Source organism: Blautia pseudococcoides (assembly GCF_001689125.2).
Taxonomy (GTDB): Bacteria; Bacillota; Clostridia; order Lachnospirales; family Lachnospiraceae; genus Blautia; species Blautia pseudococcoides.
The window spans coordinates 4,483,387-4,497,584 of record NZ_CP015405.2; the positions used below are offsets into that span (position 1 = coordinate 4,483,387).

The 14,198-nt window shown below is 46.5% G+C and carries 10 protein-coding genes; all 10 read left to right on the plus strand.

What is annotated here, in order from left to right:
- Window positions 1-356: 356 nt before the first annotated feature.
- Window positions 357-2,963: a cation-translocating P-type ATPase gene (locus A4V09_RS21070; RefSeq protein WP_065544049.1), complete on the plus strand. Its 2,607-nt coding sequence runs from the start codon at window positions 357-359 to the stop codon at window positions 2,961-2,963.
- Window positions 2,964-3,040: 77 nt separating this feature from the next.
- Complete coding sequence (locus A4V09_RS21075) at window positions 3,041-4,186, plus strand: AI-2E family transporter (RefSeq protein ID WP_065544050.1); 1,146 nt, start codon at window positions 3,041-3,043, stop codon at window positions 4,184-4,186.
- Window positions 4,176-4,940, plus strand: a complete 765-nt coding sequence (locus tag A4V09_RS21080; RefSeq protein ID WP_065544051.1) for a TatD family hydrolase — start codon at window positions 4,176-4,178, stop codon at window positions 4,938-4,940. Before A4V09_RS21075 ends, A4V09_RS21080 begins: the two co-directional genes overlap by 11 nt.
- A 270-nt stretch (window positions 4,941-5,210) precedes the next feature.
- Window positions 5,211-5,792, plus strand: coding sequence for a TetR/AcrR family transcriptional regulator (locus tag A4V09_RS21085; protein ID WP_065544904.1), 582 nt, complete (start codon window positions 5,211-5,213; stop codon window positions 5,790-5,792).
- 75 nt (window positions 5,793-5,867) lie between these two features.
- Window positions 5,868-7,238: an alpha-amylase family glycosyl hydrolase gene (locus A4V09_RS21090; protein WP_065544052.1), complete on the plus strand. Its 1,371-nt coding sequence runs from the start codon at window positions 5,868-5,870 to the stop codon at window positions 7,236-7,238.
- 39 nt (window positions 7,239-7,277) lie between these two features.
- A complete protein-coding gene (gene glgB / locus A4V09_RS21095) occupies window positions 7,278-9,188 on the plus strand; it encodes a 1,4-alpha-glucan branching protein GlgB (protein ID WP_065544053.1) in 1,911 nt (636 codons plus the stop codon).
- Between the two features lie 291 nt (window positions 9,189-9,479).
- Entirely contained in the window at window positions 9,480-11,114 is a 1,635-nt protein-coding gene (locus A4V09_RS21100) for a trypsin-like peptidase domain-containing protein (protein WP_065544054.1), read from the plus strand.
- A gap of 13 nt (window positions 11,115-11,127) precedes the next feature.
- Window positions 11,128-11,895 carry a PP2C family protein-serine/threonine phosphatase gene (locus A4V09_RS21105; RefSeq protein WP_065544905.1) on the plus strand — a complete coding sequence of 256 codons (768 nt, stop codon included), beginning with the start codon at window positions 11,128-11,130 and terminating at the stop codon, window positions 11,893-11,895.
- A 10-nt stretch (window positions 11,896-11,905) separates the two neighbouring features.
- Complete coding sequence (locus tag A4V09_RS21110; RefSeq protein WP_065544055.1) at window positions 11,906-13,723, plus strand: serine/threonine protein kinase; 1,818 nt, start codon at window positions 11,906-11,908, stop codon at window positions 13,721-13,723.
- Window positions 13,686-14,135 carry a hypothetical protein gene (locus A4V09_RS21115; RefSeq protein ID WP_065544056.1) on the plus strand — a complete coding sequence of 150 codons (450 nt, stop codon included), beginning with the start codon at window positions 13,686-13,688 and terminating at the stop codon, window positions 14,133-14,135. The genes A4V09_RS21110 and A4V09_RS21115 overlap by 38 nt, the downstream gene beginning before the upstream one ends.
- Window positions 14,136-14,198: the final 63 nt, after the last annotated feature.

Sequence of the window (14,198 nt, forward strand, 5' to 3'; positions counted from 1 at the left end):
CAGGAATATTTTCCAAATTTGTCATTGACAGCTGAAAGCCAATCGGTTATAGTATCCATTAATAAGAGGGAGTAGCTGGCGCCGCAGGCGTTTGCGATATCGTCAATCTCGATGGGAGAGATCCCGTCCGTATCGTGATGAAACAGCGAGACTTTTATTGCATGCTGGTTGTGCAGTAAAAGCCTCGCTTTTTTTGCGTTACAGGCCATAAAAAACCGTGGGTTTTGGCAGTGCATACCGGCAAAGTGGTATGAAAGAGGTTTTTACAATGCACACTAGAGATAAGCAGTACGGAGCCACACACAGAACCAGGGCAGCACTGCATGTGCTCCGCAAAAACGTTTGGAGGAGAGCGAATGAAAGAATTTTATCAAATGTCGAGGACAGAGGCGCAGAAAACCGTCAATGGAAGTACGCAGCCTCTCACAAACCAGCAGATCAAGGTGAACCAGGAAAAATACGGTCCCAATGCGCTGACGGAGGAAAAGAAAAAATCCATTCCACAGATTTTCCTGGAGCAGTACAAGGATTTTCTTGTTATCATCCTGATCGTGGCTGCCATTGTCTCCGGTGTTCTGGGAGAAATGGAGAGCGCCATTGTTATCCTTGTGGTCGTTACCATGAACGCCATTCTGGGCACTGTGCAGACCGTGAAGGCGGAACAGTCCCTTGACAGCCTGAAAGCCATGTCAGGGCCTGAGGCAAAAGTCCTGCGAAACGGGGATGTGGTAAAAATCCCGTCTGACCAGGTCACAGTAGGCGATATTGTCATGCTGGAGGCAGGTGACTATGTACCCGCCGACGGCCGTATTTTGGAAAACGCCAGCCTCAAGGTGGATGAAAGCGCACTGACAGGCGAGAGTCTGGGTGTGGATAAGACAGAGGACCCCATCGAGGGGGAGGTGCCCTTGGGCGACAGGACCAATATGGTATTCTCCGGAAGCTTTGTCTCCTACGGTCGTGGCTCCTTCCTGGTAACCTCCATCGGTATGGAGACAGAGGTGGGAAAAATTGCAAAACTGCTGAAAACCACCTCAGAGAAAAAGACACCTCTGCAGATGAACCTGGATCAGTTTGGTCAGAAGCTGTCCATTATAATCCTGGTTTTCTGCGGCGTTTTGTTTGGAGTCAGTGTTTTCAGGGGAGAATCCTGGGGAGAGGCCTTTTTGTTTGCCGTGGCTCTGGCTGTAGCCGCCATTCCGGAGGCACTCAGTTCTATCGTCACCATTGTTCTTTCCTTCGGAACGCAGAAGATGGCCAAGGAACATGCAATTATCAGGAAACTGCAGGCTGTGGAGGGTCTTGGAAGTGTATCTATCATCTGTTCAGACAAAACAGGCACCCTGACCCAGAACAAAATGACTGTGGAATACTACTATGTGGAGGGCAGTGAGATTCCGGCAAAGGATATTGACCTGGATGATGCCGCACAGAAACAGCTTCTCCGCCACAGTATCCTCTGCAATGACTCCACCAATAAAAATGGCGAGGAGATTGGGGATCCCACAGAGACAGCCCTTATCAATCAGGGGGATAAACTGGGGCGCCCCGCAGAGGTTGTACGTGACAAATACCCCAGATGCAGTGAGGTGCCCTTTGACAGTGACCGTAAAATGATGTCCACCCTTCATAATTTAAGAGAGGGTGCAACCATGATCACAAAGGGCGCGGTGGATGTTCTTTTGAACCGTGTCTGTTCCATCCAGAAAAATGGTGAAATCGTGCCCATTACAGAGGAGGACCGCATTGCCATCGAAAATCAGAACCGGAATTTCTCCGGAAATGGCCTCCGTGTTCTGGCATTTGCTTATAAAAGAGTGGAAGATGGTAAACAGCTCTGTGTGGAGGATGAAAAGGACCTGGTATTTTTGGGACTTATCGCAATGGTGGACCCGCCCCGTGAGGAGTCAAAGGACGCGGTTGCGGAATGTATCAGCGCCGGGATCAAGCCTATCATGATCACAGGTGACCACAAGGTAACTGCTGCGGCTATTGCAAAGCGTATCGGCATTCTGAAGGATGAATCAGAGGCCTGTGAGGGCGCTGTGATCGAGAACATGACGGATGAGGAGCTGCAGGACTTTGTGGAAGGCATTTCCGTCTACGCACGTGTTTCACCGGAACATAAGATCCGGATTGTAAGGGCATGGCAGGAAAAGGGAAATATTGTGTCCATGACAGGGGACGGCGTCAATGACGCTCCGGCTTTAAAACAGGCCAACATTGGTGTGGCTATGGGGATAACCGGAACTGAGGTTTCCAAGGATGCTGCCTCTATGGTACTGACGGATGACAACTTTGCAACCATCGTCAAAGCCGTGGAAAACGGAAGAAATGTCTATAAGAACATTAAAAGTGCTATCCAGTTCCTGCTCTCCGGAAACTTTGCTGGAATCCTGGCGGTATTGTATGCATCCCTTGCAAATCTTCCGGTACCGTTTGCGCCCGTGCATCTGCTGTTTATCAATCTGCTGACCGACAGCCTTCCGGCTATTGCCCTGGGACTGGAACCTCATACAAAAGATGTCATGAAGGAAAAACCCCGTCCCATGAATGAGTCCATACTGACCAGGGATTTTCTCTCCTATATCGGGACAGAAGGTCTTGTGATCGGTATTATGACTATGATTGGTTTTTACATCGGATATCAGCAGAGTCCGCTGCTGGCTATGACTATGGCATTCGGAACTCTTTGTACCTCCAGACTGGTCCATGGATTTAACTGCAAATCCGTAAGACCTGTTTTATTTACTAAGAAATTCTTTAATAATATTTACCTTATAGGTGCATTTGTGTTAGGATTAGTATTGATCACCTCTGTGCTGATGATACCGGGTCTGCATAAGATCTTCAGCGTGCAGACATTGAACATGGCACAGCTTTTCACAGTATTTGGCTTGTCAATTGCCAATCTGCCTGTTGTTCAGGCACTGAAATGGATTCGTGTGAAATTGAAAAAGTAAAGAGTGGGCTACTATTCACGGCACTGCGTTTTTCGGGGCTGTGAATAGTAGCAAGAGGGGAGAAGGAGAGGAGAAGTATGAACCTGAATAAAAAAGATATAAAGAATCTTATGTTTCTGATCCTGTTTGCTGTGGTAGTCTACGTGGGAATACAGAAGGCGGATGTGCTGTTGGTTTTTGCCCGTTTCCTGGTTGGGATTGCCTATCCTTTCCTTCTGGGTGCTGCGTTTGCCTTTGTCCTGAATGTGCCCATGAGTTTTCTGGAGAAGAAACTCTTTGGAAGTGCTGAGAGTAAAGGAAAGATGAAGAAGCTGGGAAGGCCCCTGAGTCTGATCCTGTCCCTTATATTAGTTGTGGGCGTAGTGCTCGTTGTCATTCTTGTGGTAGTCCCGGAAATGGGGCAGACCTTTATGAGTGTCAGTGCCAGCATAGAAGCCGCTATTCCAAAGCTCCAGACCTGGGCTGTGGAAACCTTCCATAACAATAAGCAGATTGCAGAATGGATTCAGAACTTGGAGTTTGACTGGAATTCCCTGATCGGAGCAGCGGTTGACTTCCTGAAAAACGGTGCCGGAAATGTGCTCAATTCCACTATGGCAATGGCCCGTACGGTGGTCAATGTACTTATGAACTTCTTCATTGCCCTTGTATTTGCCGTGTATATTCTTTTGCAGAAGGAGAAGCTGACGGTGCAGATCCAGAAAGTCTTCTATGCATTTTTGTCTGCGAAAGCTGTGAAGAAAGTTCTGGACGTGTGTTCTCTCAGTTACAGGACTTTTGCTAGCTTTGTTACAGGACAGTGCCTGGAGGCCGCCATTCTGGGAACCATGTTTTTTGTATCCATGACGCTGCTGCGGTTCCCGTATGCTATGCTCATTGGAATCCTGATCGCGTTTACGGCGCTGATTCCTATTTTTGGGGCTTTTATCGGCTGTGTTGTAGGTACTTTTTTGATCCTGGTGGTAGACCCTATGAAAGGGCTGGCATTTATTGTGCTGTTTCTGGTGCTGCAGCAGGTTGAAGGCAATCTGATATATCCCCATGTGGTGGGAAATTCCGTGGGGCTTCCCTCCATCTGGGTACTGGTGGCAGTCACCGTGGGCGGCAGTCTGATGGGGGTTGTGGGTATGCTGATCTTCATACCGCTTACATCGGTTGTCTATGCGCTGTTCCGCCAGACTGTTTACAAGAAGTTGAAGGAGCGGAAAATCCATGATATTTGAGACACATGCACATTACGATGACCAGGCCTTTGACGGGGATAGGGACAGCCTGCTTCCCTCCCTGGCAAAGCACGGCATCGAAAAGATCATCAATGTGGGCGCCAGCCTGCGGGGGGTGGAGGATACGGTTAAGCTGACCGAGAAATATCCTTTTGTCTACGGCGCGGTGGGCGTTCATCCTGACGAGGTGGGGACCCTGGACGAAGAGAAAATAAAATGGCTCAGAAGCCTGTGTGACCTTCCGAAAGTGGTGGCCATCGGTGAGATTGGCCTGGATTATTACTGGGATAAGCAACACCATGATATCCAGAAAAAATGGTTTATCCGTCAAATGGATCTGGCGAAGGAGACAAAACTTCCTATTATTGTCCACAGCCGTGATGCGGCTAAAGACACCCTGGATATTATGAAAGCCGAGAGGGCAGATAACCTGAAAGGGGTGATCCACTGTTATTCCTACTCCGTGGAGCAGGCAAAGGAATACATGAATATGGGATATTATCTGGGTGTAGGCGGAGTTGTCACGTTCAAGAACGGAAAACGGCTGAAGGACGTGGTAGAGTACGCGCCGCTGGAATATCTGCTGCTGGAGACAGATGCCCCATATCTGGCGCCGGAGCCGTACAGGAGGCATAGAAACTGTTCCGCGTATCTGACTTATGTGGCGGAGGAGATTGCAGATATAAAAGGTGTCTCTTATGAGACTGTAGTGGATGTCACCAGGGAAAATGCAGGGAAGCTTTTTGGAATATGATAATTTAGAAGGTTCTTGGGAGTAAATCCCGGGAACCTTTTTCTGTGTGCAGGAGGTTTCTTCGTCTTGCGCCCTGTGTTTGATTCCCCTTTGGAATGAATGACGCAGGAAATCGAATGGATCCTGTGCGTTAAAATGGGATCACAGGTGAGCAGATTTTACAACACCCTCTTGATTTTTTGTATACCGATTGGTATAATAATAGGCAGAACAAATAATGGAGAATAAAAACAAAAGTTAGATACAATGCAGGACAGCCGGGAGGCAGTTATGGATAATAAAGAATTGATCTTAAAGTCAGCGCTTGATCTGTTTTATGCCAAGGGATATGATGCTGTAGGCGTTCAGGAAATCGTGGATAAGGCAGGGATATCAAAGCCAACTTTATATTACTATTTTGGAAGCAAGCTGGGACTTTTGCAGAATCTGCTGGAGGCGGGTTATCAGGAGTTTGAGAGCAGGCTCATTGATATTGCGAAGCCGGGGGAGAGTCTGCCGGGGGTGCTTTATCAGGCAGCCCGTACCTTTTTTGACTATGCTGCATCCAACCAGAAATTCTATTTATTCATGCTGTCTCTGTTTTATTCCGGCAGGGAAAATGAGGCCTATAAAACGGTTTCACCTCTTATTGAGAGGTATTATAAGATCATTGTTAAGATTTTTGAGGATGCGTCCCCCCAATTGGGGAACATGCGGGGGCGGCAGGAATTATTTGCCGTGGGATTTACAGGTGTGCTCAACCATCATATTATGACAGTGAGCTACGGGCTTTCCGAGGATGAAAGATTTGAAATTTCTGATGAGACCACATATGAGATCGTGCATCAGTTTATGTATGGAATATATTCGTAGTAAGGAAATGGCGTTCCTGCATGGTTTGTCTGGGCCTGCAGTATGAAGCAGAGCCGGGAAAAGGAGGAAATAAGAATGGCAAAATGGTATGAAGAGGCAGTATTTTACCATATGTACCCTATCGGGATGACGGGCGCCCCCAGGGTGAATAAAGAGGAAGGCGTTGTACACCGTTTCGAGGAGCTGGAAAAATGGCTGCCGCATCTTGCGGATATCAAGGCAACGGCAGTCTATATGGGCCCCCTTTTTGAGTCCACCACCCACGGGTATGACACCAAGGATTATAAGTCCGTGGACCAGAGGCTTGGGGACAACGGGGATTTTGCCCGGTTTGTGGAAAAAGCCCACGGGATGGGGATCAAGGTTGTGGTGGATGGGGTGTTCAACCATACGGGAAGAGAATTTTTTGCCTTTCGGGACATTCAGCAGAACCGGGAAGGCTCCAAATACTGCGGATGGTACAAGGGCATCAATTTTGGATGGAACAATCCGTATAATGACGGATTTTCCTATGAGGCCTGGAGAAACTGCTTTGAGCTTGTGAACTTAAACCTGCAGAATCCTGAGGTGAAAGGGTATCTTCTGGATGTGATCCACTACTGGATCGATACCTTTGATATAGACGGCATCCGGCTTGACTGCGCGGACTGTCTGGACTTTGGCTTCATGGAGGAAATGCGCAGGCGCACAGAGGAGAAAAAAGAGGACTTCTGGCTTATGGGGGAGGTCATTCACGGAGATTACAGCCGCTATATCCAGGACGGACGGAACATGCTGCATAGTGTCACAAACTATGAGCTTCACAAAGGCATTTATTCCGGTCACAATGACCACAATTATTTCGAGATCGCACATACCATAAGAAGAGAATTTGAGGAAAACGGGGGTATCTACAGGGGATTGAAGCTCTATTCCTTTGTTGACAATCACGATGTGGACCGAATTTACAGTAAGATTAACGTGAAGGAGCACATTTTCCCTATTTATACACTTCTGTATATGCTTCCCGGAATCCCGTCCGTCTATTATGGTTCCGAATGGGGAATTGAGGGCAGCAAGAATAATGGCGGGGACCACGCGCTCAGACCTGCGGTAGACATTGAGAAAGCTTTAAAAGAGCAGGAAGATTCCAAGATCATGCTGTGGGTCAAGACACTTGGGGAAATACACGAGAAGTATAAAACTTGTCTCGCAGAAGGAAGATACAGGGAGCTGCTGCTTACCAACAGACAGTTTTCCTTTGCCAGATTTACAGAGGAGGAAGGCCTTATCATTGCCATTAACAATGACGAAGATCCGGTACAGGTCAGTGTGCCGGTGCCAATGGATAATAAAAGTTATGTAAACCTTTTGACGCAAGAGAAAGCAGAGCCGGAGAACGGCAGACTGAATTTTACAATAGAAGCAGCAGGCAGCGTTCTGCTGGAAATCCTACAGCAGGATTAAAGTGCTGTAAAATCAGAGGAAAACAAAGGGGAAGGACTTATGGCTAAAAGAAAAACAATGAAAGTCTCGGAGATGGACCGCTATTTATTCGGAGAAGGAACACATTATGAAATCTATAAGCTGATGGGTGCACATCCCACAACACAGCGGGGCAAAGACGGCGTATATTTCGCCGTCTGGGCGCCTCACGCCGAATCGGTATCCGTTGTGGGAGATTTTAACAAATGGGACCCCTACAAAAATGTGATGAAATGTGACAATGACATGGGTATTTTCCAGCTCTTTGTGCCAAAAGTGCGGGAGGGTGACTTGTACAAATTCTGCATTACCACATACAGCGGCAAGCTGCTCTTCAAGGCAGATCCCTATGCAAACTATGCGGAGCACCGCCCCGGTACAGCTTCCTGTGTATATGACATTTCCAAATTCAAATGGGGTGATTCTGTCTGGATGAAAAAACGCCTGGAATTTGATGAGAAGAAGGATGCCATGTCTATTTATGAGCTGCATCCAGGTTCCTGGAAAAAACATCCGCTTAATGACCGGGATGAGGACGGATTCTATAACTACAGGGAGCTGGCCCATTCTCTGGCAGACTATATCAAAGAGATGGGGTACACCCATGTGGAGCTGATGGGCATAGCGGAACATCCCTATGACGGTTCCTGGGGATACCAGGTAACAGGGTATTATGCTCCTACGTCCCGGTACGGAACGCCTGAGGATTTCCAGTATTTTGTAAATTACATGCATAAGAACAAGATTGGTGTGATCCTTGACTGGGTGCCGGCCCATTTCCCAAAGGATGCCCATGGGCTGGCTGACTTTGACGGAACCCCCACATATGAGTATGCAGACCCCAGAAAAGGCGAGCATCCGGACTGGGGGACAAAAGTTTTTGATTACGGCAAAAATGAGGTAAAGAATTTCCTGATCGCCAACGCGCTGTTCTGGATCCAGGAATACCACATTGACGGACTCCGTGTGGATGCTGTGGCCTCCATGCTGTACCTGGACTACGGAAGAGATGCAGGGCAGTGGATACCAAATAAATACGGGGAAAACAAGAACCTGGAGGCAATTGAGTTCTTCAAACATTTGAACTCTGTGGTCCTTGGGAAAAACAAAGGCACAGTCATGATCGCAGAGGAATCCACAGCATGGCCTATGGTAACCGGAAAAGCTGAGGAAGGCGGATTGGGATTCAGCTTAAAATGGAATATGGGCTGGATGCACGACTTCCTGGAGTATATGAAGCTGGACCCATATTTCCGCAAATATAATCACCATAAGATGACGTTCTCCATGAGTTACGCCTACAGCGAGAACTATGTTCTTGTATTATCTCACGATGAGGTCGTGCATCTGAAATGTTCCATGATCAACAAGATGCCGGGGCTGGGACAGGACAAGTTTGAGAACCTGAAGGCCGGATACAGCTACATGTTCGGTCATCCGGGCAAAAAACTGCTGTTCATGGGACAGGAATTCGGCCAGTTTCAGGAGTGGAGCGAGGCCAGAGAGCTTGACTGGTTCCTGCTGGCAGAGCCGGAACACCAGCAGCTTCAGGCTTATGTGAAAGAGCTGCTTGCTTTATATAAGAAATATCCGGCCCTTTATGCCAATGATGATAATCAGGAAGGCTTCGAGTGGATCAACGCGGATGATGCGGCGAGAAGCATCTTCAGTTTTGTGAGAAAGTCTCCTACCGGAAGGAACAATCTGCTGTTTGTCATTAACTACACACCGGTTGCCAGAGAGGATTACCGGGTTGGGGTGCCGAAAAAGAAACAGTATAAGCTGATCCTGAACAGCAAAGACCCCAGATTCGGCGGAGATACGCCGGTGGAGCAGACGGTCTATAAGGCAGTGAAGAAGGAATGCGATGGAAGGGACTTTTCCTTTGCTTATCCGCTGCCGGCTTATGGGGTGGCTGTGTTCCTGTATTAAATTTTTCTATTATAATTTAATAACCTATTCTATTGAGTATGCGGAGAAATCCGGGATTCTGACATTTTGAAGGTCAGAATCCCGGATTTTTTGCTGTCTGTCAGTCAAAACATGTTATTTGTCGGATAGTTCCCTTTTTATTGAGTCAGTAGTATAAACTGATCACATAAAACTTCCGGAAATATACTCTATAGTGCATATTAATATATTCTATAGCGTTGACAAGGCATTCCAGGAAGTATATAATTATTACAAAATACGATAAATTCGTAAATGACGGGAGGAAAAGAAATGAGTAGATGTAAAAAAATGCTGATGGTTATACTGACCGTCTGCCTGTCACTGCTGTTTACAGTACCGGTGCTGGCGGATGAATCTGACAGCGTCAACGCAGCACGTAACGGTGTTTTGCAGGTGAATCTGGTATATGTAGATAAGAACGGGACTACATATCCGCTGCAGGGCGGAAGCGGATTTTTGATCAGCGACCAGGTATTGCTGACAAACCAGCATGTTGTTCAGATGTCAGATGAGACAAAACAGGCTGCATCTGAAGCGTATGGGGTTGATTTTGTCAATGATAATAAGCTGGATATTCGTTTACAGGTAGTCGTACAGAGAGATGTTGTGATCGATGCTACTGTGAAAAAAAGCAGTGCGGAGATGGATGTTGCTATCGTAGATTTGAGCGAACCGATTTATGACAGAACACCGCTGGAATTGGGGGACAGCGCATCTACAACAGAAGCGCAGAAAGTATATGCTCTTGGATTTCCCCAGGCAGCAGAACTGGCACAGGATATAAATTATTATACCAATGCAGACGTTACTGTGACAGATGGTATTGTTGCCAAGAAGGTTGAGGTAAACGGAACTCCGTTCTTACAGCACAGTGCGAAACTATCCGGGGGTAATTCAGGCGGTCCGCTTCTCAATATAAGTGGTCAGGTAATTGGTATTAACCAGTTTAGGACAAATGGGGATGAGTATTATTATGCAATGGAGATCAATGACATCAAGAAGCTGCTCGATGCCATTGGGGTTACTTATAATAGTGCAGGAGAAACAGTACCGGTTGATAAAATTGTATCTAACAATGACAATACAGATTTAAATGGTCAACAGGAGGAGGGGGAGAAAAACAAGGAACCTGAAAAAGAGGAAGTCAACAAATCCTCCCTGGAATCCAAGATAGCAGAGGCTGAAAAAGTAGACGCCTCCAAGTATACCAAAGAGAGCATGGGCGTTCTGGAAGTGAAATTGGAAGATGCAAAAGATGTGGCAGCAGATGATGAAATGTCACAGGAAATGGTAGACAAAAGCACACAGGAACTCGATAATGCGTTAAAACAATTGGAAGAGCAAAGTGGTTTAGGAATTTGGCTTTGGGTTATTGTTGGTGGGGTAGCCGCGGCGATCGTTGTTATTGTGGTTATTATTGTACTGGTTTCTAAAGGAAATAAAAAACAGCCTGTACCTGCCAGAAACCTTCCATCCGGCGGAGGCGGTTCGCCTGTGCCGCCCCAGCCCACACCGCCCACAACACCTTCAGGCTACGGCGAAAATGGGGAGACAAGCGTACTGAATGAAGGCGCAGGAGAGACAACTGTATTAGGCGCAAGTGCCAATGCAGGGGCATATCTGATTCGGCGTAAAAACAGAGAGCGGATCATGATCACCGGCCCTGTATTTACAATTGGAAAAGAGAGAAGAAGAGTGAATTACTGTGTGGATGACAATACATCGGTCAGCAGATGTCATGCGAGGATCAGCAGAAAGGGTTCACAGTACATGGCCGCAGATATGAACTCCACAAACTATACCTTTATTAATGGTATGAAAGTGAATCCGGGTGAGGAAAAAGCTTTATCAGATAATGACATTCTGCGTCTGTCTGATGAAGAATTTGAATTCCATCTGGGATAAGGACGGGAATATTATGAATTATATATCTGCTGTCCATACGGACGTTGGAATTAAAAAGAAAACCAATCAGGATTCATTGTTTATGGAAACTGCTGCAACAGATTACGGCCAGGTGCTCCTGGGCGTAATCTGTGATGGTATGGGCGGCCTCGCAAAAGGTGAGGTCGCCAGTGCTATATTAATAAAGGCATTTGCCGGATGGTTCCATACAGAATTCCCAAAACTTCTTTATACAGGAATTGATCCAAACCGCCTTCGGGAGAGCTGGACAAAACTTATACTGGAACAAAATAAGAAGATCACAGATTATGGATTGGACTGCCACGTGAGTCTGGGCACCACTGCGGTAGCTCTTCTGCTGATTGACAATTTATATTATGCGGTCAATGTTGGGGATTCCAGGATATATCTGCTGAAAGACAATATGCAGCAGATCACTGTGGATCAGACAGTGGTGCAGAGGGAGATGGAGCTTGGACGTATGACACCGGAGCAGGCCAGGAAAAGCCCTCAGAGAAATGTTCTTTTACAGTGTGTAGGGGCGAGCAGCGTAATCGCACCCGATTTTTACGTGGGAGAATTTGCTTCGGACAGTATATTTATGATGTGCTCGGATGGCTTCCGTCACGTGATAACACCGGAAGAATTTTTTCAGAGGCTCAATCCCCAGGCACTTACCACCCAGGAGGTAATGAAAGAGAGTGCGGTTTATTTTACGGAACTCAATAAAAAGAGAAGAGAAGAAGACAACATATCTGTCGCTTTGATTCGCGCATATTAAGGGGGAGCCTATGCTGCAGATAGGATCAGTTGTTGATGGAAAATATAAGATACTAAATAAGATAGGTCAGGGTGGTATGAGCATTGTTTACCTGGCTATGAATGAGAGAGCTAATAAACAGTGGGCAATCAAAGAAGTGCGTAAGGACGGCGTACAGAACTTTGAGGTGGTAAAGCAGGGATTGATTGTTGAGACAGACCTGCTGAAAAAGCTGAACCATTCCAATCTTCCCAGTATTATTGATGTGATAGATGGGGAGGGGACTTTCCTGATCGTTATGGATTACATAGAGGGAAGAACTCTGAGCAGTATTCTGAAAGAGTACGGTGCCCAGGCACAGGAGGATGTTGTAGAGTGGGCAAAGCAGCTATGCGATGTTCTGGGATATCTTCACTCCAGAAAGCCTGCGATCATTTACAGAGATATGAAGCCTTCCAACGTTATGCTGAAGCCCGATGGCAAGGTCATGCTCATTGACTTCGGTACAGCACGCGAATTCAAGGTAAGCAGTGTGGCGGATACCACCTGCCTGGGAACACAGGGATATGCAGCACCGGAACAGTACGGAGGACATGGGCAGACAGATGCCAGAACAGATATTTATTGTTTGGGTGCAACACTCTATCATCTTTTAACGGGGCATAACCCCAGTGAACCTCCGTACGAAATGTATCCCATACGAACTTGGAACCCGGCTCTTTCTTCCGGTCTGGAAGAGATTGTTTTAAAGTGTACTCAAAAAAATCCGGAGGACCGCTATCAGTCCTGTGCGGAACTCATGTATGCATTGGAGCACTACAAAGAACTGGATATTGAATTCAGAAAGAAACAGAACAAAAAATGGGTCTCCTTTTTAGTGACGGCGTCATTAACGGTGGTAACAGGGATTGGTGCAGTGGGATTTAAGACTGCAGAAAGAAAGGTTACGGCAAGTACCTATGATTCTTATATCAGAGAAGCCGGGGCACTGGAGACAACCGACGCACAGCAGTGTATGGAATACTATGAAAATGCCATACGTCTGAATCCCTCCAAAGGAGATGCCTATGAAAAGCTTCTGGATTTTTTCCTTTGGAAACATAATGAAGCTTCTGATACAGAACCACAGGCCGCGGCTTGTGAATTTACAGAAGACGAAGAACAGGAAATACGTAAAATGCTTGGGATCACAGGTGACACCAATCGGAGCAATGAGGAATATCTGGAAAATGATACGGATGCCTACCACAAATTCGCTTTTGAATTGGGTAAAGCTTATTACTATTCTTATAACGGAGTGGGAAATAAAGCGGCATCAAAAAAATGGCTGGGTATTGCGGCGGAGGCAGAACCCACAGCCCAGTTGAACGCAAAGAATATAGAGCGGGCTAAGAACCTGTATAAAATCGCCAGCTACTATGACAGTCTGGGAGTCCGTAATCAGGCCGGAGATTCTATGGTATCATACTCAGACTATTGGCTGGATCTTACACGGATGGTGGATGAAGAAACAGGAGATTCCGATAATATTTTAAATACCTTACAGCTTTATAAAGAGATGACATCCCAAATCTTCTCCAATGCCAATAACTTCAAGGAAGCAGGCATCACAAAGGAGCAGATGATAACCCAGCTGGCAAATATAGAAAAATGGATAAATGAATTACAGATCAACAAAGGAGATGCCAACGCATCCTTTGAAGAAGAAATCAAGAAGGACATCACAAAGAACCTGGAGTTGGCAAACGATAATGTCAGCGCAGCTTTTAATATGAGTAATATCGGACTGACTGAGGAGGGAGGTACACCTAATGCAGCAAATTCAACAGCAGATACAACTGTTTCATGATCTATTTTTAATATGCATGGGGCTGTGTCTTCTCTTTCTGGTATTGAGCCTGATGTTTTTTCTCAAATTTGATATAAGGAATATCTTCAATGTTCGCACTGGACGTTCTATAAAAAAGACAATTAAGGAGATGGAAGAAGTCAATGCGCGTACAGGCCAGCTCAGAAGGACTGCCCCATCTGCAGGAACAAGCAAACGTTTGAATAAGGTGAGAAAAGTTGATATACAGAATGTCATACAGAATCCCAGGACCTCTTCAGATCTGACATCAGGTCAGGATTCCACAGAGGTGCTCACAGGGGACACAGGCGGATATGACCTGGAGACAGCCCAGGCAGATGTGGATGAACGTTATGGAAGATTTGAAATTATTAACAGCGTGATGCTGATCCACACAGAAGAAACGGTGTAGCTGTTCCCCCAGTCTGTGTATCTGCTGCACTGTCCGTAAGAGGACAAGTCTGAAGCTATGAAG

Bases quoted from the DNA above. Each gene is read 5' to 3' on its own strand.
- A4V09_RS21070 (WP_065544049.1), top strand. From the start codon at position 357: ATGAAAGAATTTTATCAAATGTCGAGGACAGAGGCGCAGAAAACCGTC.
- A4V09_RS21075 (WP_065544050.1), top strand. From the start codon at position 3,041: ATGAACCTGAATAAAAAAGATATAAAGAATCTTATGTTTCTGATCCTG.
- A4V09_RS21080 (WP_065544051.1), top strand. From the start codon at position 4,176: ATGATATTTGAGACACATGCACATTACGATGACCAGGCCTTTGACGGG.
- A4V09_RS21085 (WP_065544904.1), top strand. From the start codon at position 5,211: ATGGATAATAAAGAATTGATCTTAAAGTCAGCGCTTGATCTGTTTTAT.
- A4V09_RS21090 (WP_065544052.1), top strand. From the start codon at position 5,868: ATGGCAAAATGGTATGAAGAGGCAGTATTTTACCATATGTACCCTATC.
- glgB (WP_065544053.1), top strand. From the start codon at position 7,278: ATGGCTAAAAGAAAAACAATGAAAGTCTCGGAGATGGACCGCTATTTA.
- A4V09_RS21100 (WP_065544054.1), top strand. From the start codon at position 9,480: ATGAGTAGATGTAAAAAAATGCTGATGGTTATACTGACCGTCTGCCTG.
- A4V09_RS21105 (WP_065544905.1), top strand. From the start codon at position 11,128: ATGAATTATATATCTGCTGTCCATACGGACGTTGGAATTAAAAAGAAA.
- A4V09_RS21110 (WP_065544055.1), top strand. From the start codon at position 11,906: ATGCTGCAGATAGGATCAGTTGTTGATGGAAAATATAAGATACTAAAT.
- A4V09_RS21115 (WP_065544056.1), top strand. From the start codon at position 13,686: ATGCAGCAAATTCAACAGCAGATACAACTGTTTCATGATCTATTTTTA.